20 protein-coding genes are annotated in these 23104 nt (G+C 43.8%); 14 read left to right on the plus strand and 6 right to left on the minus strand.

The genetic code is table 11. The features are described from left to right. Positions 1-289: 289 nt before the first annotated feature. A complete protein-coding gene (fadR, locus tag R7Z78_RS14680; protein WP_005380824.1) occupies positions 290-1129 on the plus strand; it encodes a fatty acid metabolism transcriptional regulator FadR in 840 nt (279 codons plus the stop codon). Between the two features lie 110 nt (positions 1130-1239). Here fadR and R7Z78_RS14685 read toward each other — a convergent pair whose 3' ends face one another. Beyond that, positions 1240-2049, minus strand: coding sequence for a hypothetical protein (locus tag R7Z78_RS14685; protein ID WP_104976018.1), 810 nt, complete (start codon positions 2047-2049; stop codon positions 1240-1242). Between the two features lie 836 nt (positions 2050-2885). Between R7Z78_RS14685 and R7Z78_RS14690 the strand changes: the two genes are divergently transcribed. From R7Z78_RS14690 to R7Z78_RS14700, 3 genes are all read left to right on the plus strand, one after another. Beyond that, positions 2886-3437: a hypothetical protein gene (locus tag R7Z78_RS14690; protein ID WP_250154130.1), complete on the plus strand. Its 552-nt coding sequence runs from the start codon at positions 2886-2888 to the stop codon at positions 3435-3437. A gap of 10 nt (positions 3438-3447) precedes the next feature. Beyond that, a complete protein-coding gene (locus tag R7Z78_RS14695) occupies positions 3448-3786 on the plus strand; it encodes a hypothetical protein (protein ID WP_062730501.1) in 339 nt (112 codons plus the stop codon). A gap of 182 nt (positions 3787-3968) precedes the next feature. Next, positions 3969-4214, plus strand: coding sequence for a hypothetical protein (locus R7Z78_RS14700; protein WP_226975267.1), 246 nt, complete (start codon positions 3969-3971; stop codon positions 4212-4214). Positions 4215-4292: 78 nt separating this feature from the next. Here R7Z78_RS14700 and metG read toward each other — a convergent pair whose 3' ends face one another. After that, the gene (gene metG / locus R7Z78_RS14705; protein ID WP_064354181.1) at positions 4293-6368 is read right to left on the minus strand and encodes a methionine--tRNA ligase; all 2076 of its coding nucleotides are present in this window, start codon (positions 6366-6368) and stop codon (positions 4293-4295) included. 162 nt (positions 6369-6530) lie between these two features. On the opposite strand from metG, the gene apbC reads away from it, so the two are divergent. The 3 genes from apbC to R7Z78_RS14720 all read left to right on the plus strand — a co-directional run bounded on the left by apbC (position 6531) and on the right by R7Z78_RS14720 (position 10705). Further along, the gene (gene apbC / locus R7Z78_RS14710) at positions 6531-7607 is read left to right on the plus strand and encodes an iron-sulfur cluster carrier protein ApbC (RefSeq protein WP_104975494.1); all 1077 of its coding nucleotides are present in this window, start codon (positions 6531-6533) and stop codon (positions 7605-7607) included. Between the two features lie 180 nt (positions 7608-7787). After that, a complete protein-coding gene (gene udk, locus R7Z78_RS14715) occupies positions 7788-8429 on the plus strand; it encodes a uridine kinase (protein ID WP_005380833.1) in 642 nt (213 codons plus the stop codon). Between the two features lie 188 nt (positions 8430-8617). Continuing rightward, complete coding sequence (locus R7Z78_RS14720) at positions 8618-10705, plus strand: AsmA family protein (RefSeq protein WP_104975493.1); 2088 nt, start codon at positions 8618-8620, stop codon at positions 10703-10705. A 62-nt stretch (positions 10706-10767) separates the two neighbouring features. Here R7Z78_RS14720 and cobO read toward each other — a convergent pair whose 3' ends face one another. Further along, positions 10768-11373, minus strand: coding sequence for a cob(I)yrinic acid a,c-diamide adenosyltransferase (gene cobO / locus R7Z78_RS14725; RefSeq protein ID WP_005380837.1), 606 nt, complete (start codon positions 11371-11373; stop codon positions 10768-10770). Between the two features lie 117 nt (positions 11374-11490). Here cobO and R7Z78_RS14730 point away from each other — a divergent pair, with 117 nt between their 5' ends. Further along, complete coding sequence (locus tag R7Z78_RS14730) at positions 11491-11940, plus strand: low molecular weight protein-tyrosine-phosphatase (protein ID WP_053304232.1); 450 nt, start codon at positions 11491-11493, stop codon at positions 11938-11940. Positions 11941-12000: 60 nt separating this feature from the next. Here R7Z78_RS14730 and R7Z78_RS14735 read toward each other — a convergent pair whose 3' ends face one another. Both R7Z78_RS14735 and rne read right to left on the minus strand, forming a co-directional pair. Beyond that, positions 12001-13560, minus strand: a complete 1560-nt coding sequence (locus tag R7Z78_RS14735) for a SulP family inorganic anion transporter (RefSeq protein WP_005380840.1) — start codon at positions 13558-13560, stop codon at positions 12001-12003. A gap of 332 nt (positions 13561-13892) precedes the next feature. After that, the gene (gene rne, locus R7Z78_RS14740; protein WP_169644161.1) at positions 13893-16967 is read right to left on the minus strand and encodes a ribonuclease E; all 3075 of its coding nucleotides are present in this window, start codon (positions 16965-16967) and stop codon (positions 13893-13895) included. A 639-nt stretch (positions 16968-17606) separates the two neighbouring features. On the opposite strand from rne, the gene rluC reads away from it, so the two are divergent. After that, the gene (rluC, locus tag R7Z78_RS14745) at positions 17607-18551 is read left to right on the plus strand and encodes a 23S rRNA pseudouridine(955/2504/2580) synthase RluC (RefSeq protein WP_104975490.1); all 945 of its coding nucleotides are present in this window, start codon (positions 17607-17609) and stop codon (positions 18549-18551) included. Positions 18552-18609: 58 nt separating this feature from the next. Here the strand turns inward: rluC and R7Z78_RS14750 are convergent, their stop codons facing one another. After that, entirely contained in the window at positions 18610-19191 is a 582-nt protein-coding gene (locus R7Z78_RS14750) for a Maf family protein (RefSeq protein ID WP_104975489.1), read from the minus strand. Positions 19192-19340: 149 nt separating this feature from the next. Between R7Z78_RS14750 and yceD the strand changes: the two genes are divergently transcribed. The 5 genes from yceD (at position 19341) to fabD (ending at position 23086) form a co-directional block, all read left to right on the plus strand. Next, positions 19341-19865: a 23S rRNA accumulation protein YceD gene (gene yceD, locus R7Z78_RS14755; RefSeq protein ID WP_005387307.1), complete on the plus strand. Its 525-nt coding sequence runs from the start codon at positions 19341-19343 to the stop codon at positions 19863-19865. A gap of 59 nt (positions 19866-19924) precedes the next feature. After that, a complete protein-coding gene (gene rpmF, locus R7Z78_RS14760; protein ID WP_005396978.1) occupies positions 19925-20095 on the plus strand; it encodes a 50S ribosomal protein L32 in 171 nt (56 codons plus the stop codon). 10 nt (positions 20096-20105) lie between these two features. Next, positions 20106-21131, plus strand: coding sequence for a phosphate acyltransferase PlsX (gene plsX, locus R7Z78_RS14765; RefSeq protein ID WP_017633846.1), 1026 nt, complete (start codon positions 20106-20108; stop codon positions 21129-21131). A 5-nt stretch (positions 21132-21136) separates the two neighbouring features. Then, the gene (locus tag R7Z78_RS14770; RefSeq protein ID WP_017633845.1) at positions 21137-22087 is read left to right on the plus strand and encodes a beta-ketoacyl-ACP synthase III; all 951 of its coding nucleotides are present in this window, start codon (positions 21137-21139) and stop codon (positions 22085-22087) included. 75 nt (positions 22088-22162) lie between these two features. Next, positions 22163-23086: an ACP S-malonyltransferase gene (gene fabD, locus R7Z78_RS14775; protein ID WP_054574794.1), complete on the plus strand. Its 924-nt coding sequence runs from the start codon at positions 22163-22165 to the stop codon at positions 23084-23086. The last annotated feature ends 18 nt before the right edge of the window (positions 23087-23104 follow it).

The raw sequence follows: 23104 nt of genomic DNA on the forward strand, positions 1-23104 counted from the left end.
AAGAATATTAACTGTGATATACAAAGTAATTTTTCATATTTTGAATATAAAAATGTGACACGGTTGTCTTTATTTCTCCGAGATTTGTGAGCTGTTTAATTAAATGAAAATTCATATTTTACTGCTTTCGCTCGCATGTTAGAGCCTCTTAAATTGACACAACATATAGAGTATTAACTCTATGTTATGGAGTCGTTTCCACTATTGATCGTAAATTTTCTCAAACCGCTAAGTAGTGGTATGATGAGTACTATCGACCCTCAGAAATCAATATTGGATAAAAAGTAGAATGGTCATAAAGGCGAAAAGCCCTGCGGGATTCGCAGAAAAATATATTATCGAGAGCATTTGGAACGGCCGTTTTCCTCCAGGCTCAATTTTACCTGCTGAGCGCGAGCTGTCCGAACTGATTGGTGTTACTCGAACGACTTTAAGAGAGGTTCTTCAACGACTAGCCCGTGATGGCTGGCTGACTATCCAGCACGGCAAACCTACGAAAGTTAACCAATTTATGGAGACCTCTGGTCTGCATATTTTGGATACTTTAATGACGCTAGACGTTGATAATGCGACAAACATTGTAGAAGATCTGCTTGCGGCACGTACCAACATCAGTCCTATCTTTATGCGCTATGCATTTAAAGCGAACAAAGAGAGCTCTGAGCGTACAATTAAGAACGTAATCGAATCTTGTGAAGCTTTAATGAATGCGGCTTCCTGGGACGAATTCATCGCTTCTTCGCCGTATGCTGAAAAAGTTCTGCAGAATGTGAAAGAAGATAACGAGAAAGATGAAGCGAAGCGTCAAGAAATCTTGATTGCTAAAACGTTCAACTTTTACGATTATATGCTTTTCCAGCGCCTAGCATTCCATTCAGGAAATCAAATTTACGGTTTGATCTTTAATGGTTTGAAGAAGCTCTACGATCGTGTCGGTAGCTACTACTTCTCAAATCCAGCTTCTCGTGAGCTAGCTCTGAAGTTTTACCATCAATTGCTCGAAACTTGTGAAAGTGGCCAGCGTGAGCAACTACCAGTAGTGATTCGTCATTATGGTATGGAAAGTGCGTTGATCTGGAACGAAATGAAAAAGCAATTACCAACGAACTTCACGGAAGACGACAGCTAAGCGCTGACAAGTTGGATAAACGAAAACCGCAGTGCCTTAGGCCTGCGGTTTTTTTGTTTTTATTTATAAGTCGGCGACGAACCAAGCACCAATAATAAGGTATGGAACGTTTATCCTGCTAGTGAGAGTCTGGGTAACGGTAGATATAATGACTCTACGACATCTGAAAGGACATGGTCGTAAGTATTGAAGATGGTCAATGACAAGTCCGATGTGACGCCATAAAGCTCTGCTTCTGTTAAGTCGACATGACTCCCTGTCACGTATTCATTTAGCGTCTGTATTGAGCGCGTGGAAGCAGGAGAGGTAATGCTAAGTGGAGCGATAACCGCTAGTTGGTTTAGCTTACGCATCATGACCGATGCATAGTTTTTGAAACGCTCATTTCCGCCTTGTTCTCCTAAATCTTGAATGCTGATTCGTAACTGAGTCAGGGTCTCCAAGCTATCCATGATGTTTTGCCAGTTCATGTGATACTCATTATGCAAGTCATCTCTTTGCTCAACCGCTAGCCATGCGATGGTTACTTCATCCATCAAAAACAAGCAATGACGAATTAACTTACCATGCTCCATCTGGTTTCTTGCAACACTATGGTCATTCCATTGTTCAAGTAGTTTCCCTACTTTAATCTGTAATACGCGATACATGGGTTTGTTTTCAAACCGTGATGTTTCGACTAAAAGATGAAGCTTGTTAGTCAGAGCATCATTAAGAGCGTCCAATTTTTGTTGATCGTTTTGTTGGAATTGAAGCGAGTAGTGAGTAGCAGCTCGGTGGTGTCTCAGAAGGTGAACAACATCTCGTAATAATGTTAACAGCTGATATTTGCGCGCATGTTGCTGCTCTCGTTTAGAAGATAAGTGATATATTCCAGCTAAAATAGCGATGGACAATAGTGTGGAAATCAAAACAAACATAACCAACTCCTTGTTAGTGTTTGGACCTAACAAGGAAGATTGCAGTTTTGATGCCAAACAAAAACTCAATTTAAACAATTGGTTATATTGAATGTTCTTTTTGAATGGTCGTTGTTGGTGCATGGATTCACCAAATTTGTGAATATGGTTGATTATTCGGTGTCGATGCTTGGTGTACGCGTTATTCTTTGTGAGTTACATATTGATTACTTTTTGTAGTCTGATTCAAGTCACAATGTTTAGAAATTAAAATACTCGAACACTTCATATGATATAAGTTGTCTATTTTGTTGATTGTTCGAGGTAATTAATTTGTCTAATAAATTCGACCTATGCTTCAGTACTCACTCAAAGATAACGCTCCCTATCGATACAAATGATGAGGATAGGTACCTTCAGTTTCGTAAGGACAACCCACATATATTTGGTAGTTTTATTCCCGCAGGTACTCCTTTCATACTGAACGAAGGCTCTGTGAACAACATAGCTAAGTTGCGTAGCGAGAGACCTGATATAGCTTGTGCTCTTGATACTGTAAAAAGTTGGTCACAAGAAACCAAAAGAAATGTAGCCAATCTAACACGTGAGTTTGGCGATGAAAACTAACAAGCGGTAGCCCTCCTCTATGAAAAAGAGATTAAGCCTTTTTTAGATGCTACTAATCATACTATGGGGAGGGGGGAATCGATGAGTATACTGCAGTAGGTGCTGCCGCTACTGCTGTTAATGAAAAGCAAGTCAGATTGAGTAATTTCGGGAAAGCTTCGCTCAAATATCAAAACGCCTTACTAGATGTACGTACAGCCTCACGAAGTGGTGCGCAGAAAAAGGAGCTTGTGAAGCTTGGATATAGAGTTAAAGAAGCTCACAGTTCTTTGAATGCCAAATTTACAAAAGAGCTTGCCCATTATGCAGGACGAGTTAAAAGTAGCCGTGGAAACATTTGGAGCAACCCGAATAGGGCTGTCAATATCGCGCGAAGTGGCAGGGATATAACTAAGTTACATTTAACATCTATAGCTAACATCCGCTCAATTCGATTTCTTGAACAAAGCTCTAGTATTGTGGGTAAAAAGATCATCATGATTGATGCTGGTGTTCGATTTAACAATGTTCGAAATGCCAAGAATAACGGAGAAAATTGGCAAAAAAGAGCAGCAATGGAAGTTGCAGGGTTTGGTGCGAGCAACGCTGCTGGCGTTTGGACTACATCCAAAGTGATTGTATCTGGAATGGGAGTCGCTTTGGCTGCTGGCCCATTTGGAGTAGTAGTATTAATAGGTGTTGGTTTAGGGGCTGGTTATGCGGCTGCAAAAATGGGTGATTGGTTTGGGCAAGGTTTAGCAGAAAAAACCTATGAAACTAGCTCTAAAGTAAATTGGTTTTAAAGGAGTAGTTGTGTTTTGTTTCGATCTTATAGTGATGATTGTTGGTTGGACATGGTTACTGAGCACATTGGTTTTTATTCGTGTATCAGCAAAGCGGATTGAGACAAAAATATTGCAGGATGGTCATGATCCAATTGGCTGGGACAGAAATGGGTGGGGTTTTAGATTTCCCATGTACGCCTCAGTGTTGATGCGAGGTAAACCTGCGAAAGTATCGCTGGTAGAAGACAAACTTATTCTAAAGTACGCGACGGTCTTTGACCGAGTGCTTGCGTATATTGTCACAATAAGCTTCGTGATGGCACTTGCTTTGGGAGCAGTAATGGGGTTGGGGCCTGAAGAGTACTGAGTGAAAACCAGTTAAGCGCAGGGCTCTGTAGAACGGTGAATACAAGCCTAGTTGAAAAGCCAAATCCTAGTAAAGGGAACAAAGTGTTTTATTTTAATATTGTAAACATTATTGTTGGATGCACTTGGCTAGTGAGTACCTTGTTTTTTATTCGTATATCGGTAAAGCGGATTGAGAAAAAGATGTCGAAGGATGGTCATGGCCCTGTCGGTTGGGATAGAGATACCTGGGGGGTTAGATTCCCAATGTATACTACAGTTTTAATGCGAGGCAAGCCTGCGAAAGTATCACTTGTAGATGATCAGTTAATACTAAAATACGCAACGACATTTGATCGAGTTCTCGCTTTTGTAGTCACGATCAGCTTTGTACTTTTCCTTGCATGTGGCGCGATTATTACTTGGGGTCCAGAAGAATTCTCTTTGTAGTACAATCAAGCTTAATCGATAAGCTTAACTGCGAGAAAAGGCTTAACTGATTTAGTTAAGCCTTTTCAATAAAGATACTTACATTACGCGCATACCAGGTTGAGCGCCTTCGTGTGGCTCAAGGATCCACAGGTCACTACCACCAGGGCCTGCCGCTAGGATCATACCTTCAGACATACCAAACTTCATCTTACGAGGTTTTAGGTTTGCAACCATTACCGTTAGTTTGCCTTCTAGCTCTTCAGGTTTGTAAGCTGACTTGATGCCAGAGAATACCTGACGAGTTTCACCACCGATGTCCAATTGGAACTTAAGCAGTTTGTTGGCTTTTGGTACTTCTTCACAAGAGATGATACGAGCGATACGCATATCTACTGCAGCAAAAGCATCGAACTCAATCTCTTCAGCGATTGGCTCTTTGTCTAGCTCAGTTTCGCTAGCCTTGTTCTTTTCCGCTTCTGCTTTCTCTTTCGCCGCCATTTCTGCCGCCGCATCTTCTTTAGATGCTTCGATCATCGCTTCAACATTCTTCGGATCGATACGGTTGAACAGTGCTTTGAACTTAGTGATCTCGTGGTCTGTTAGTGGAGCAGCGATGTTTTCCCAAGTTAGCTCTTGGTTTAGAAACGCTTCAGTACGCGCAGCTAGCGATGGCATTACTGGTTTCAGGTAAGTCATCAGTACGCGGAACAGGTTGATACCGACAGAACAGATGTCTTGTAGTTCCTGATCTTTGCCTTCTTCTTTTGCTACAACCCACGGTGCTTTTTCATCAACGTATTGGTTAGCTTTGTCTGCCAATGCCGTGATTTCACGGATTGCACGACCAAACTCACGCGTTTCGTAAAGCTCAGCGATACGGTCAGCAGCAGCAACAAATTCGTTGTAAAGTTCAGGCTCAGCAAAGTTGTCAGACAGTTTTCCTTCAAAACGTTTCGCGATGAAACCTGCGTTACGAGATGCCAGGTTAACGATCTTGTTAACAACGTCAGCGTTTACGCGCTGAGTGAAGTCTTCAAGGTTAAGATCTAGATCGTCGATACGGCTGTTTAGCTTCGCAGCGTAGTAGTAACGTAGACACTCAGGGTCTAGGTGCTCTAGGTAAGTGCTTGCTTTTACGAACGTACCTTTAGACTTCGACATTTTTGCGCCGTTTACGGTTACGTAACCGTGTACGAATACGTTGTTAGGCTTGCGGAAGCCAGAACCTTCTAGCATTGCTGGCCAAAATAGGCTGTGGAAGTAAACGATGTCTTTACCGATGAAGTGGTACAGCTCTGCTGAGCTGTCTTTTTTCCAATACTCGTCGAAATCTAGGTCGTCGCGCTTGTCACATAGATTTTTGAAAGAGCCCATGTAGCCGATAGGCGCGTCTAGCCATACGTAGAAGAATTTGTTCTTCTCACCAGGGATCTCGAAGCCAAAGTATGGTGCATCACGTGAGATATCCCACTGCTGCAAGCCAGATTCGAACCATTCTTGCATTTTGTTCGCTGTTTCAGCTTGTAGCGAGCCAGAGCGAGTCCACTCTTTTAGCATGCTTTCAAACTGAGGCAGGTCGAAGAAGAAGTGCTCTGAATCTTTCATTACTGGCGTTGCACCAGAAACCGCAGATTTAGGATTGATCAGTTCTGTTGGGCTGTAAGTCTCACCACAGTTGTCACAGTTGTCACCGTACTGGTCTTCAGACTTACATTTTGGACAGGTACCTTTTACGAAACGGTCCGGTAAGAACATCTCTTTTTCTGGATCGAACAGCTGAGAGATAGTTCGGCTAGAGATAAAGCCATTTTTCTTCAACTCAAGATAAATGTGTGACGCTAGCTCACGGTTCTCATCTGAGTGTGTGCTGTGGTAGTTATCAAAGCTGATATCAAATCCAGCGAAGTCTTTTTGGTGCTCTTCGCTAACTGCGGCAATCATTTCTTCAGGAGTAATACCCATCTGTTGCGCTTTAAGCATGATTGGCGTGCCGTGAGCATCGTCAGCACAGATGAAGTTTACAGTGTTGCCGCGTAGGCGTTGGTAACGAACCCAAATGTCCGCTTGGATATGCTCAAGCATATGACCAAGGTGGATCGAACCGTTAGCGTACGGAAGGGCACAAGTTACCAGCATTTTCCTTGACGGAAAGTTTTTTGGATCGTTTGCCATACTTAATATTCGCTTTTCTTGATAGGTATAAATAAATTTTGATGGATAATACTACCCCATGAACTGACTAACTCCAAGGTGTCAAACTGCGGAATGCCTTAGTTTTTTTGGGGTTCTGGTTGAGCCTGGACGGTGGTAGCATGACATCTAAAAGGAGGGCTTATGCATCAGTTCACTTCAAAACAAGATTTTTGTCACTGGTTTAACCAATTCCAACATCCACAGTTGGTGGAAAACTGGGCAGATATTCATGGCGCAATTTCGATTACGACACAGGGTTCTATTGATATAACGTTGCCATTCGCAAGTAATGAGCTTCAAACCGTACTGCATGACTGGATCAAACAGCAGCAAGCCTCGGGTAAAGTGGCTGAATTCCCATTTAATATTCGCCTTGGAGTTAAAGCTTTAGAAACTCAAGTGGCTCACTCGGTTAAGGGTGTTAAGAACATCGTTGCCGTCAGTTCTGCGAAAGGTGGCGTTGGTAAATCTACTACCGCAGTTAACTTAGCGTTGGCGATTGCTCAATCTGGGGCGAAAGTGGGATTGTTGGATGCAGATATCTATGGTCCGTCTGTACCTATGATGTTGGGGCAAGAAGATGCTAAACCAGAAGTTCGTGATGGCAAGTGGATGGAACCCATTTTTGCTCACGGCATCTATACTCATTCTATCGGTTATTTGGTGGATAAATCAGAAGCGGCGATATGGCGCGGTCCAATGGCTTCAAAAGCATTGTCGCAGTTATTAACTGAAACAGATTGGCCAGATTTGGATTATTTGGTGATTGATATGCCGCCCGGTACGGGGGATATTCAATTGACTCTGTCACAACAAATTCCGGTAACAGGTAGCGTGCTAGTCACAACACCGCAAGATTTAGCCCTTGCCGATGCAAGGAAGGGAGCGGCAATGTTTAACAAAGTCCATGTCCCGGTTATTGGTGTTGTGGAAAACATGAGTTATCACATTTGTAGTCAATGTGGCGCGAAAGAGCATATTTTTGGTATGGGCGGAGCTGAAAAAATGTCGCAAGAATTTGGCTTAGCATTGTTAGGACAAATTCCGCTTCATATCTCTATGCGAGAAGATATTGACGCTGGCGTGCCAACGGTAGCAAGACGCCCAGAAAGTGAGCATGCAGGGTATTATAAGCAACTTGCCGATCGCGTATGTAGCACGATGTTTTGGCAAGGCAAAGCAAAACCAGATGCGATTAGCTTTACAATGGTGAACTAAGTTTACTATGCCTGTTGGTTGATAATTGCACATTTTAACGTTTGCTCGGAGGTTAATCCTCTGAGCAGGCAGAAACTTATGACTAAACCCTAATTCCAACTAGTAACTATGGGGTGAACTCCCTATAATCAGGCAGTTTATCTTTTTATGTGACTAGAAATCATCATCGGGTGCAAACTAATGTCTGATAATAATCAATGCGTCATCGTAGGTATTGCTGGCGCTTCTGCTTCTGGAAAAAGTCTGATCGCGAGCACTATTTATAATGAGCTTCGCGCGAAAGTAGGCGATCATCAAATCGGTGTCATCACGGAAGATTGCTACTACAACGACCAAAGCCACCTAAGCATGGAAGAGCGAGTAAAGACGAACTACGATCACCCGAGTGCGTTGGACCACGACCTACTGTGTGAGCACCTAGAAAAATTGGTACGTGGTGAAGCAGTAGAAGTGCCTGAGTACAGCTACACTGAGCACACAAGAACAATTAACACCACCACAATGACACCTAAAAAGGTGATCATTCTAGAAGGTATCCTTCTTCTTACAGACCCTCGTCTTCGTGATTTGATGCATGCGACAGTATTTATGGACACACCGTTAGATATTTGCTTGCTTCGCCGTGTTAAGCGTGATGTGGAAGAACGAGGCCGAACTATGGAATCTGTTCTTAAGCAATACCAACAAACAGTACGTCCGATGTTCATGCAGTTTATCGAACCTTCTAAGCAATATGCGGACATTATTGTTCCTCGCGGTGGTAAAAACCGTATCGCAATTGATGTATTAAAAGCTCACATTGCAAGACTTTTGAAAGCTTAAGCCTATAGACGGCTATATCGCTTTATTTTTAGGAGAAGAAGTGGCACCTTAAGTGCCACTTCTTTTTTTGTTTTTAAATTAGTCAGTTGCAGGTTAAAACCAGACACTTTTCACGCTTTTGTGGAACTGTCAGCGGTAAATGGAGTCTGCGCTTATAATTGTAAAAACACTCGAGCAAGGAAAAACAAATGAAGAAACTGCTCTTAATTCTAGCAATACCGATTGTGGTCATTTTGGTCGCAATTTTAGCGTTAACCATCTTCGTCAATCCGAATCAGTTTAAACCCCTTATTGTTGAGCAAGCGCAAAAGCAAACGGGATTAGAGTTGGTGATTGAAGGGGATATCAGTTGGCAATTTTTCCCATCGATTGGCTTTGAGTTGGGACATACAGAATTGCGAAACCCGCAAGGCTTTAGTAAACCCAATTTATTCAAAGTTGATACCGTTGGTGTAGACATCTCTGTTATGCCACTTTTTAGTCAACAGCTTGAAATTGGAAACGTCACGCTTGATGGTGCTGAGTTCTACATTGAAACCAAGAAAGATGGCAGCAAGAATATTGATGCATTGACGAAAGCCCAAACACAACAAGCAGAACAAGAGAGCAATACTGCGCCTACGCAAAATGGTGAAACGCAAACTTCTGGTTCTGATTGGAGTATTAATCTTGCTGGCGTTACGGTTTCTAACGGTTCATTAGAAATGCAGGATAAGCAAGCCGGTAGTTACACCAAACTTTATGATATTTCATTAAACCTTTCCGAATTCGCTTTTGACAACTGGACAACGGCTGATTTTGGCGTGAAGGGCGAAATGAACGACCAAAAGTTCACCGCGAAAGGTCAGGCAGACTTTAAGCTAGAAAAAGGTTTGGCAAACTACGCGCTAAAGAACATCAACTTTGATGCGACATACTCTGACCCTGCCAATAAAATTGAATCGGTAACGATCGGTTTAGACACGTTTGAATTCGATAAAGTAAATAACCTGACTTATGCCATTAAGGGTGACGCTGGTGGTATGAAGTTAGATATGCAGGGTGCTGGTCAACTTAGCGTGGACAAGGCTATCAGCAAAGTACAGTTGGATAAGTTAACTCTTAAATCGACTTTTGAGGGTGATGCTTTACCTCAGTCCCCAATGAAAGTCGACATGGTGTCTGATCTGTCTTTCGACCTAACGAAAAACCATCTGAGTTTTGTTCTAGAGAAGTTAACAGCGAATGCTATCGCCCTAGATGGTAAGGCAGATGTGACACTCGGTGATATTCCTAAAGTACGCTTTGCTCTCCATAGCCCCAATATCGATCTTGATGAGTTCTTAGGGTTAGATAAGCAAGCTGCCGAAGGTAATAAGCCTGCTTCTGGTGGCGAGAGTGCTCCTGCCGGACCTGAGGTTGAGCCTGATTTGTCTGCGTTGAAAGCGTTAGATGTAAAGGGTGACATTACTATCGACAAATTCAAAGCGGCAAATGCGAAGATGGAAGCGGTAAAAACGAGCTTCACTGTAAATCGTGGCGTGTTTGAGCTTACATCTTTTAGTTCGAAGTTGTACCAAGGCTCAATCTCAGCGACAGCGAAGTTAGATGCACGCCAATCACCAGCGACTTACAGTGTTAAAAAGTCAATCAAAGGCGTGAAAGTTCAACCGCTACTTATAGACGTTGCTGAAAACGACAAACTTGAAGGGACAGGTAACATTGATGTGAATGTTACAGGTAAGAGTCTCACGCCTACCGGTATCAAGAAGAATCTATCTGGTACGGTTGTTATCAATTTTGCTGACGGTGCGGTGAATGGCATCAACGTTGCTCAGTTGATTCGTGAAAACTATGCGAAATTTAAAGGGCAAAAAGTTGAAGGCACCAATGAAGCTAAGAAAACAGACTTCAGTGCGATGACGGCGACATTGAAACTCAACAAAGGTGTTGTATCAACGGATAATATGCAAGCTCAGTCTCCATTGTTACGTGTTCGTGGTAAAGGTACCGCAAACTACATCAATGAAACAGTCGACTTTACTATCAGCACGTCAGTTGTAGGTAGCCTAGAAGGCCAGGGCGGTAAAGATATAGATGAGCTGAAAGACATCACGATTCCAATCAATGTGTCTGGTAAGTGGGCAGAACCTAAATTCAAGCTCGTATTCGATGATGTTCTGAAGCAGAAAGCTCAGAAAGAAATCGATCGTGGCGTAGAGAAGCTAACGGACAAAATCAAAGACGAGAAAACCAAAGATGCGGTCGATGGTTTATTGAAGAATCTTTTCAACTAACCGTGCGTGAAAATCAAAAGGGTTGGCATTTTGCCAACCCTTTTTAAATTACTCTGCGAGTGTTACCAATCGACGCCTTTGAGGGCTTTTACGCCAGATTCAAATGCGTGCTTTACATTTTTCACTTCAGAAACGGTATCGGCCATTTCAATCAGGGTTCGATGTGCGCCACGCCCAGTAATAATAACCGACTGCATTTTAGGTCGGTTGCTCAGTGCTTCGACCACTTCGTCTAAGTCGATGTAGCCGTAGCTCACCATATAAGTTAGCTCGTCAAACAAGATGACATCGATAGAGTCGTCTTGCAGCATGCGTTTACATTCTTGCCATACGCCTTGCGCTGCTTCGGTATCAGCGGCTTTGTTTTGAGTTTCCCATGTAAAGCCGGTCGCCATTACTTGGAATTCAACGCCGAGTTTCTCAAGTAGGTTGCGCTCACCGTTGTCCCAAGTACCTTTAATAAACTGCGCGACAGCACAATTCAAACCATGACCCACTGCGCGTGCGATCGTACCGAATCCTGATGTCGATTTACCTTTACCATTTCCGGTAATGATCAGTAGCAGACCTTTTTCCTCTTGAGCAGCAGCGATTTTTGCGTCTACCTGTTCTTTGACTTTTTGTTGGCGAGCTTTATGGCGTGCTTCTTTATTTTCTTCGATAGACATAATACTTCCTTAATTCCTTTTCGTGCTGTGCCCAAGCTAATTTGGGTTCATTGATTTATCTCGCTATGATAGACCAACATATCGTGAAGAAAAACCACCGATAATTCAGGGAATAAAATGAAGAAAATACTTGTTGTTTGTATGGGAAACATTTGTCGGTCACCAACTGGAGAGGCAGTGTTAAGAGCGAAAGCTCAAAAGCTAGGCGTTGAAGTAGAGGTTGATTCGGCAGGTACAATTGGCTACCACGCAGGAAACCGACCGGATTCAAGAGCGATGGCAGCAGGAAAGCAGCGAGGTTATTCTTTTAAAGGAATGCAAGCGCGCCAAGTCACCATTGATGACTTTGAAAAGTTTGACCTTATATTAGCCGCAGATAAAGCAAATTTGGCCGATTTATTGGATATTTGTCCGTTGAAGTATCGACACAAAGTATCGTTATTTTTAAGTCATTCTGAGTCAGTTTACGACGAAGTCCCGGACCCATATTATGGTGGGGAAGATGGCTTTGAACTGGTGCTTGATTTAATCGAAGAGGCATCAGACGCAATTTTGAAGAAGCTATAATCACCGTACTTGAAGACAATAGAAAAAGGGATGAGCTCAGCTCATCCCTTTTTATTCGTGTTAACCCGCTAGTATGTCGGTTGCGACTTTGTAGCTTGGGTCTTCCTTCACGTTAATTTCAACCAAGCTGCCAGCTTTGTCCAAAAGTTTACGACAATCTGGGCTTAGGTGACGAAGGTGCAGCGTTTTACCTTGAGCATTGTAACGCTCAGCCAGTGTTTCAATGGCTTCAATTGCAGAGTGATCTGTCACGCGAGAGTCTGCAAAATCGACAATCACATCTTTTGGATCTTCAGGCGCGTTAAACAACTCCAGGAAGTTAGCCGCAGAGCCAAAGAAAATAGGGCCGTGAATCTTGTACTCTTTTGAACCTTCCTCGTTTAAGCACGTGTCGGCATAGATGTGCTTAGCGTGTTGCCATGCAAACATTAATGCAGAAACGATAACACCAACCGCTACGGCAACAGCAAGGTCAGTAAGAACAGTAACAACGGTCACAAGAACAATAACGAAGAAGTCTTGCTTCGGTACGCGGCGTGCTAGCTTAAATGTTGCCCATTCGAATGTACCAATGACAACCATGAACATCACACCAACCAGAGCAGCGAGTGGGATCATTTCAATTAGCGAAGAAGCGAATAAGATAAACATCAATAGAGCGATAGCCGCAACGATACCAGATAGACGGCCGCGACCACCTGAGTTTACGTTGATCATCGACTGACCAATCATCGCACAACCACCCATTGCGCCAAACACAGAACACGTCATGTTTGCCATACCTTGACCGATACATTCGCGGTTAGATTGACCACGAGTATTCGTCATCTCATCTAAAACTGTCAGTGTTAGTAGAGATTCAATTAGACCAATGGCCGCTAGAATGATCGCGTATGGAAGAATGATTTGTAGAGTTTCTAGCGTAAATGGCACCGCCGGAATAGAGAAGGTCGGCAGTGAACCTGCGAGTGTTGCCGCTTCATCACCAGACATTGTACGCAGGAAGTCAACAACAGTACGAGTTTCCAGATCCAAACCAACCACTAAAGCAGTCACCGTTACGATTGCAACAAGTGAAGAGGGTACAGCCGTTGTGATTTTTGGTAGAAAGTGAATGATTGCCATAGTTAGCGCAACCAAACCAAGCATTAGTAGCATTTGGTCTTGTGGTAGCCAAGTAAGCATGCCGTTGATATCTGGCGCTTTAAACTGACCCAACTGAGCTAGGAAGATAACAATAGCCAGACCGTTCACAAAACCAATCATCACAGGGTGAGGCACGATACGGATGAACTTACCCAATTTAAACATACCAGCGGCAATTTGAAGAATACCAGCGAGCATGATGGCTGCGAATAGGTACTGGACACCGTGAGTCGCGACAAGCGAAACCATTACGACTGCCATGGCACCTGTTGCACCAGAAATCATGCCAGGACGACCACCGAAAATGGAAGTAATAAGACCAACGATGAATGCAGCGTAAAGACCGACCATCGGATCTACGCCTGCGACGAACGCAAATGCGACAGCTTCAGGAACCAATGCTAGCGCAACGGTTAAGCCTGATAGCACATCATTTTTTACGGAGTGCTTAGAAAATTGGGGAAATTCGAACATGTTTGTTTTTAAGTTCTCTTTGCAATGAGTTAAACCCGACACATATTCGTATTTGCACAAGCCACTGGAAGGTTGATTTTTAATCAAACATTGCAGTGGAAACCGTAGTATTAAAAGAGCAGCATCAGAATGGTGTCGAAAACTTGAGTCGGCGCATGCTACCGAAAAGTGTGATTAAGTTCAAGAATGATACGAATAATGGCGTACAAATGTGATCACGAATTGGTATTTATATGAACAATTTATTGGGCAAATATGAAGATAAAAAAGGCTACCAGATGGTAGCCTTTAATTTATTTATGCCGTTAAGCAGTTGAACGTAATGATTTAGCCTAGTTAAAGTTAGGCTTTGTCATCTCTGCCGATGCACGGTTTTTAGCCACTTGGCTACCAGCACCTTTAGCTTGGTAACGTTCGGTTTTGAACGGTGCTGCTGCAACCGTGATTTCGCGTAGCTCTTGAGGGCCAGGTGCTTTCGTCATCGGTGCGCTAGCGTTTAGCTTAGCCGCAACTTTAATGGCTTCGACTTTAGGCTCTGGTTTATCTACTGGCGCTTCGGCTGCAATCTCTTTTGCTGCTTCAACGATAGGCTCTTCAGCAGGTGCCGTTTCTACGATGACATCAACCGGTTCAGCATGTTCAGTTACAGGAGTTTCAACGATAGGCTCTACCGATGCTGTTTCTACTACTGCCGATTCAGCTTTTTCTGCGATTACTGTTTCAACAACAGGTGCTTCTACTACTGGAGCTTCCACTTTCGCTTCAACGGTTTCTTGAACCTTGTGTTCAACAACTGGCGCATCTGTTACGACAGGTTGCTCGCGACGAATAATCACTTTACCCATTGCCATTTCTGGACACGCAAAGCCACCTTGGATTGTAGGTACTGCTGCTACAGCTTCTTCCTTAACTCGCTCTTCCTTCTTAGGTGCTGGTTTCGGAATGTAACGTGGCATTACTTTACCCATAGCCATTTCAGGAGAAGCGACACCTCCCTTACGTAGGCGGAACGGGTTAGGGCGGCGATCACGGCCACGGCGACGACGCTGGCCGCTTGCACGCAGGTGACGTGGCGAACGACGGTTACGACGTTGCTTAGACTCTGCTTGCTTGTTGTCTTGTTGTGCTTCTACCGCTGCTTCTGTTGGCTTCTCAACTTTGGTTTCAACCGTTTCTTGAGTCTTAACCGCTGTTTCTTCGGCTTTCTTCTCAATAGCTTCTTGGTCCTTAACGCGTACAGACTTGTTCAATTTGCGACGTTGGCGGCGCTCTTTCACTTTTTCTGCTTTCGCATTTTGCTGCTTCGGTTTGCTCTCTTCTGGTTTTGTTTCAGTACGAGCTTCCGCTGCTAGCTGCAGACCTTTTTCCGCTACTTTTGCGTTTGCTTTCTGCTCTTGGGCTTTATCTGCCTGTTGAGCTTTAGGTTTACGCTTTTGGTTACGGTTTTGCGGTTTATTTGTTTGTTGTTGAGCTTCGTTTTGCTCATTAGCCTGCTCATCACGAGGCTTACGACGACGTCGGTTATCGCGATTGTCGCGGTTATCACGATTATCGCGCTGGTTGTTATTGCGACGACGATCGTTACGATCACGTTTGTTACGTCGATTATCGCGATTTGGTTTTTTCTCTTCCTGAGGTTTCTGTTCTTCTTTTGTTTCTTCAGAACCACCGAATAGGAAGCTACCAAGTGCTTTAAACAGACGGCTGAACAATCCAGGTTTCTCTTCTTGTTCAACGTTTTGTTCTTTCTTCTTCGCCTCAGGAGCTGGTTTAGCTGCTGGTGCAGGTGCGGTTTGAGACGGAGCCGCAAAGCCTTTAAGAACTGGCTCTTCAATTCGTTTTGGTTTTACGTCAACTTCCGCTGGCTCTTTACCTTCCGCTTCTTTCATTGCTTCCAGTTTTTTAGGAAGTAGGTAAGAAATCAGATCGAACTCTTCACCTTCACGAACACGGATAACTTCGAAGTGCGGCGTTTCCATGTCAGAGTTTGGAACAACCGTAATCTTCACTTCTTGAATGCGTTCGATATGGTTAACTGAACGACGTTTTTCGTTCAACAAGTAAGAAGCGATTGGCACAGGTACAACTGCGAGAACTTGCGCTGTATTGTCTTTCAGTGCTTCCTCTTCGATTAAACGAAGTACAGAAAGTGCTAGAGATTCGTTGTCGCGAACGACTCCAGTGCCGCTACAGCGAGGACAGATGTGGTGGCTTGCTTCTGCTAGAGAAGGGCTTAAACGTTGACGTGACATCTCCAACAAACCAAAGCGAGAAATACGACCGATTTGTACACGAGCGCGATCAAGACGAACGGCTTCACGTAGACGGTTTTCTACTTCTCGTTGGTGGCGAACAGGTGTCATATCGATAAAGTCGATAACCACTAAGCCACCCAAGTCACGTAGACGTAACTGGCGAGCAATTTCGTCGGCTGCTTCTAGGTTCGTGTTTAGGGCTGTTTCTTCAATATCACCGCCCTTGGTTGCACGAGCAGAGTTGATATCGATAGACGTTAGTGCCTCAGTCGGGTCAATAACAATAGAACCACCAGATGGCAGACGCACTTCACGTTGGAAAGCCGATTCAATTTGGCTTTCGATTTGGTAGTGGCTGAATAGTGGAACTTCGCCTTCATATTTCTTAACGCGGTTAAGGAAATCAGGGCGCACCAATTGAATGTGCTCTTTTGCACGTTCGTAGATGGTGTTGCTATCAATTAAGATTTCGCCAATATCACGACGCAAATAGTCACGGATTGCACGAACGATAACGTTACTTTCTTGGTGGATTAAGAATGGAGCAGGGTTAGAGTCCGCTGCACCTTTGATTGCACCCCAGTGGTTAAGTAGTACATTCAAATCCCACTCAAGCTCTTCAGCACTCTTGCCAACGCCAGCAGTACGTACGATTAGGCCCATGCCCTGAGGCAGTTCCAAAGTACTTAATGCGGCTTTTAGTTGAGTACGCTCGTCACCTTCGATTCGACGAGAAATACCGCCAGCACGAGGGTTGTTAGGCATCAGAACAAGGTAACTACCAGCAAGAGAAATGAAAGTAGTAAGAGCTGCGCCCTTGCTTCCACGTTCTTCTTTTTCCACTTGAACGATAACTTCTTGGCCTTCCGTTAGCACTTCTTTGATGCTTGGACGACCTTGGTAGGTGTAACCTTCAGGGAAATATTCGCGGGCAATTTCTTTGAGAGGGAGGAAACCGTGACGCTCGGCGCCGTAATCAACAAATGCGGCTTCTAAGCTTGGTTCGATACGTGTGATACGTCCTTTGTAGATATTCGCTTTTTTAGATTCATGACCTGGACTCTCGATATCAAGATCGAAAAGTCGCTGGCCATCAACCAGAGCGACACGCAACTCTTCTTTTTGAGTTGCGTTAATTAACATTCTTTTCATTGAAAATTCTCGTTGTCTTTTCTTTTATATCTTTCTTGTCGACTTGCCACTGTTTTTTCGCTCTTTCACGGTGCCTGATCCCATGGCTTGTATTTTGCAGCCTCCCGGCTGGAAGGGGATGCTCTCGGGCACTTCAGTCATCACAAGCCTCTTGTGGTTTCTGTTGGAAACGTAGACTTGTGACCCGCTATTTGGGCGGTAGGTACTCAACGTGAATATGCGAGGAGTAGGGTGGCAAGAGTGTTGAATTCGATGTGTCTCACGCCAATGCTGCACTCGACCTTCAACGATCTACTCACATTGCTTGAGGATAAATGATTGGTAATGAATAAAATGTAACCAAACCTTCCTTAGCAGCTGTGAACTATAGCAGTGCGCGTGGCTATCAGCAATCTGCTTTCACGCAAACGATAGAAAATTTGCCGCTAAACTCAAAATTTCTATTTTATAACTGGCTGTTTCATAAGCAATTGAGATGTGCAAACTGTTCAAGACAGAAAACAAATTGAGAACTTGATTGAGAGTTTTAATAATTTAAACAAAAGCTTGGCGAAATTTAGACCAGTATGTGCCACCGAGTGTTTCTTTTACGACAAGAATAATGTGAAGTCGCACGAAATTGAGTTTACAATACGGCTCATGAACGAAATAAGAACAAAAGTCCAGTTCGTCGACATTGACGAAGATATGGCGGGTCAGCGCATTGATAATTTTTTGCGCAACCAATTAAAAGACATTCCTAAAAGCATGATTTACCGAATTGTGCGTAAGGGCGAAGTGCGCGTAAATAAAAAGCGTATAAAAGCAGAGTACAAGTTAAAAGCAGGCGATCTCGTTCGTATTCCACCGGTGACCGTCGAGAAAAAAGATGACGATGTCGCACCAAGTACGAAACTTAACAAAGTCGCTGAGTTGGAAAATATGATTATCTTCGAAGATGATCATATGTTGATTCTAAACAAACCATCTGGCACCGCTGTGCATGGTGGCAGTGGTTTAAAGTTTGGTGCGATTGAAGCGCTTAGGGCTCTGCGTCCTCAAGCTCGCTTTCTTGAACTTGTGCATCGTATTGACCGTGATACTTCAGGGATTTTGCTGGTTGCTAAGAAGCGTTCTGTACTTCGTCACTTGCAAGCCCAGTTTCGTGAAAAGACAGTAAAGAAGTTTTACTTAGCTCTTGTCATGGGGCAATGGAAAAGCAGTTGTAAGGTTGTGAACGCGCCACTGCTCAAAAACGAAGTGAACAGTATTGTTCGTGTTAACCCTAATGGTAAGCCGTCAGAAACGCGTTTTAAGATTTTGGAAAAGTTCGAACAAGCTACATTGATTCAGGCGAGTCCGATTACTGGTCGAACTCACCAAATCCGAGTTCATACGCAATACACTGGTCACCCAATCGCTTGGGATGATCGCTACGGTGATCGCCGCTTTGATGCTTATACAGGTCAAGTTGGTTTAGATCGTTTGTTCCTACACGCGGCAAACATCAAGTTCCAACACCCATCAAATGATGAGTGGATGGAAATCAACGCACCGATGGAACCGAAACTAGAAAAAGTGTTGGCGGGTTTAAGAAACGCGTAACCATGTTTTCCTCGCGGATGCAAAAGGGAGCCACAGGCTCCCTTTTATCGTATTTGGGTTAAAGGACATCGAGTCCTTGAACATGCAACATATCAATCAAATCAATCAATGGTAGTCCGACAAGTGTATTCGGGTCTTTACCAACTAATTTCGTAAACAAGCAAATTCCCATGCCTTCGCTTTTAAAGCTGCCTGCGCAGTAAAAAGGTTCTTCCCTGTCGACGTAGCGTTCGATTTGTTCAAGCGTTAAATCTCTAAAGTGCACCTCGAAAGAATCAAAGCCGACTTTTGTATGGTTTGTGACGGTGTTATGTACCGCAAGACCAGTATAGAAAGTGATGACTTTTCCACTTTGAGCCAAAAGTTGATTTATCGCGTTATCTCTATTTAAAGGCTTGCCAACGATTTCACCATTAATGACACAAACTTGGTCACTACCGATAACTAAACTTGCTTTATCCGTCTGGCAAGATATTGCTTTCTCTTGGGCCAGTCTCTGCACAAGTTCAGTTGGCGTTTCTTGGTCAAAAGGTGTTTCATCGCAATCAGGTGATAAACAAACGAATGGTAGTGAGAGCTTTTCAAGCAGTTGTTTACGAAAAGGGGAGGTTGAGGCTAAAACCAGTTGGTAATTTTTCATTTTGAATTACAATTCGTGGGAGCATTTCCAATAGGATAATCGATCAAAAATGATTCTGGCTAATGCTCTGTATGTTAAGCGTAAAAAAGTACAACTTTTTTGCCTTTTTCTTTGACTAATTTTGATTTGGAAGATAATATTCGCGCCCTATGCAAAAGGTAAAAATACCGCGAACGGTTGACCCAGCTAAAGCTGCACAGAAACGATTGGATTACGATGGCATCATCCAAGCTAGTCTTTTCAAGCGCTTAGTGGAAACAACTGAAGGCGTAAAACGCGACGCAGAAGTCTCATTGTCATTTGGGATGGATGAACAGCGACTCGTTGTTATCTCTGGTAAAGCTAACATCGAAGTCGATTTAGAGTGTCAGCGTTGTAATGAGGTATTCGCACATGAGTGCGAAGTTGAATTCCTTTCTACTCCTTACTACGGTGAGAAAACAGAACAGGAAGCACCAGAAATTTATGATTTGGTAGATCTAAATGAATATGGTGAATTAGACCTCATACAACTTGTTGAAGACGAGTTCATCTTAGCATTACCTCAAATTGCGATGCACGATGAAGCGGATTGTAGCGTTGATTCAAATAACATGGTTTTTGGTGAGATTCCTGAAGAAATTGAGGAAGAAAAACCGAATCCATTCGACGTTTTGAAAAGTCTGAAAAAGTAATAGGTGTGGTAGCCGATTCTTCTTCAGGTTTTTAACCCAATAGTATAGGAGTAGGGTCAATGGCCGTACAGAAAAACCGTAAAACTCGTTCTAAGCGCGGTATGCGTCGTTCACACGATGCGCTAACTACAGCTGCTCTATCTGTAGACGCGACTTCTGGTGAAACTCACCTACGCCACAATGTAACTGCTGAAGGTTACTACCGTGGTCAAAAGGTTATCAACAAGTAAGGTTGAACCTTTGCAAAGTATTACCGTTGCACTTGATGCAATGGGCGGGGATTTCGGTCCACGCGTAACAGTGCCTGCCGCCGTGCAGGCACTGTCTCATTTCCCAGAGCTAAAAGTGATTCTTATTGGTGATCAATCTCTGATCACGTCTCAATTATCTCAACTCGGTACCTCGACCAGTTCCCGCTTGACTATTCTTCACAGCGAGAAAGTTATCTCGAACTCAGAAAAACCTTCATTGGCGTTACGTAATAGCCAAAATAGTTCTATGCGTATGGCTATCGATTTGGTTTCTGAGCAGAAAGCGGATGCTTGTGTTAGTGGTGGCAACACCGGTGCATTAATGGCACTATCGCGTTTCATTCTTAAGTTACTTCCTGGCATTGAACGTCCTGCTTTAGTTTCCGCTTTACCGACGATTACCGGAAAGCGCACTTGGATGCTAGATCTGGGAGCGAATGTATCGTGCGATGCTGATAGCTTGTTCCAATTTGCTGTAATGGGCAGTGCATTAGCTGAAGAACACTTGGGTCGTCCTCCTCGCGTTGCTGTACTCAATATTGGCGCAGAAGAGATTAAAGGTAACGATTTAGTCAAACGTTGCGCAGAAATGCTTTCTCAGACCGATGCGATTAACTTTGTCGGTTATATTGAAGGTAATCAAATTTTGCATGATGTTGCGGACGTCATTGTTTGTGATGGATTTGTCGGCAACGTATGCTTAAAAGCCAGTGAGGGAACAGCTCAACTTTTTATCGAAAAAATTAAAACCAGCATAATGGCATCAACGATAAAGGGTTGGATAGCTAGAAAGTTGTTTTCTAGGCTGTTTAATGAACTAAAAACACTGAACCCCGACCAGTATAACGGCGCAAGTTTGCTAGGATTGCGCGGCATTGTCATAAAAAGCCATGGAAGTGCGGATGTATCTGCGATTGTCAATGCACTTGGCGAGGCAGTACACGAGGTCAAACGACAAGTACCAAGCCGTATTAGCGATCGTTTGGAAGCGGTTTTACTCGAGAGGCATTATTAGTCTTCATGTATAGCAAAATTTTAGGTACTGGCAGCTACCTGCCATCTCAGGTGCGTACAAACGCAGATCTAGAGAAAATGGTAGATACAAGTGATGAGTGGATCGTTGCTCGCACGGGTATTAAAGAGCGTCGAATTGCTGCAGAAAACGAAACTGTAGCAGACATGGCATTCTACGCAGCTGAAAACGCTATCGATATGGCGGGTATTGATAAAAACGATATCGACCTGATTATCGTAGCCACAACGAGCAGTAGCCATACTTTCCCTTCATCTGCGTGTCAGGTGCAGGCAAAGCTTGGCATTAAAGGTTGTCCAGCTTTTGACTTAGCCGCTGCTTGTTCTGGTTTTGTGTACGCATTATCTGTTGCAGACCAACATATCAAATCTGGTATGTGCAAAAACGTACTTGTGATTGGTTCAGATACTTTGTCTAAAACGTGTGATCCGACAGACCGTTCAACCATTATCCTATTTGGTGATGGTGCGGGAGCCGTTGTCGTAGGCGCTAGCCAAGAGCCTGGCATTATCTCTACCCACATATACTCGGATGGTCAATTCGGAGAGCTTCTAAGCCTACCTGTACCTGTGCGGGGGCAAGATGCGGATAAATGGCTTCATATGGCTGGGAACGAAGTATTCAAAGTCGCTGTCACTCAGCTATCGAAACTAGTAAAAGATACGCTTGAAGCCAACAACATGCATAAGTCTGAACTAGACTGGCTAGTGCCGCACCAAGCGAACTACCGCATTATTTCAGCGACAGCGAAGAAACTTTCGATGTCACTAGACCAAGTCGTGATTACACTTGATAAACACGGCAACACATCAGCTGCGACGGTGCCAACAGCACTAGATGAAGCGGTACGTGATGGTCGTATTAAACGCGGTCAAACTCTGCTTCTTGAAGCGTTTGGCGGCGGATTCACTTGGGGCTCGGCCCTTGTGAAGTTCTAAGTTTCACAAGAATTCAAAATTTAAGGTGCACTTGGTGCATCTTATTTCTTTTTACTTTGCTTAAAGGAAAACAACATGAGCAAGTTTGCTATCGTATTTCCAGGTCAAGGTTCTCAAGCTGTAGGTATGCTTGCAGAACTAGGCGAACAATATGACGTAGTAAAACAAACATTTGCAGAAGCATCTGACGCACTAGGTTACGATCTATGGGCGCTTGTTCAAAATGGACCTGCAGAAGATTTAAACGAGACTTTCCGTACTCAACCAGCTTTGCTAGCTTCATCTGTTGCAATCTGGCGTGTATGGCAGGAACTTGGCTTAGAGCAACCAGCAAACCTAGCCGGTCACAGCCTAGGTGAGTACTCAGCACTTGTATGTGCGGGTGTTATTGACTTTAAAGAAGCCATCAAGCTGGTTGAATTACGTGGTCAACTTATGCAAGAAGCAGTACCAGCTGGTACTGGCGCAATGTACGCGATTATCGGTTTGGCTGATGATGCGATTGCAAAAGCGTGTGAAGACGCAGCGCAAGGCGAAGTGGTCTCTCCAGTAAACTTTAACTCGCCTGGTCAAGTCGTTATCGCTGGTAGCAAAGACGCAGTAGAGCGAGCTGGTGCGCTATGTAAAGAAGCTGGTGCGAAGCGTGCGCTTCCTCTTCCTGTTTCAGTACCTTCACACTGTGCACTTATGAAGCCAGCAGCGGAAAAACTTGCTGTAGCTCTTGAGTCTATCGAATTTAACTCACCACAGCTGCCAGTTATCAACAACGTTGATGTGATTGCTGAGACAGATCCTGCAAAAATCAAAGATGCGCTTGTTCGTCAGCTACATAGCCCAGTTCGTTGGACTGAAACAGTTGAACTGATGCACGAACAAGGCGTAGAAAATCTTCTTGAGCTTGGTCCTGGTAAAGTTTTAACAGGTCTAACAAAACGTATCGTGAAAACGCTAACTGCAGCAGCAGTGAATGATATCGCATCGCTAGACGCTGCGAAGTAATCCATCAAGCGATAAATT

It is taken from the genome of Vibrio sp. 1167 (assembly GCF_033340375.1).
Lineage (GTDB): Bacteria > Pseudomonadota > Gammaproteobacteria > Enterobacterales > Vibrionaceae > Vibrio > Vibrio alginolyticus.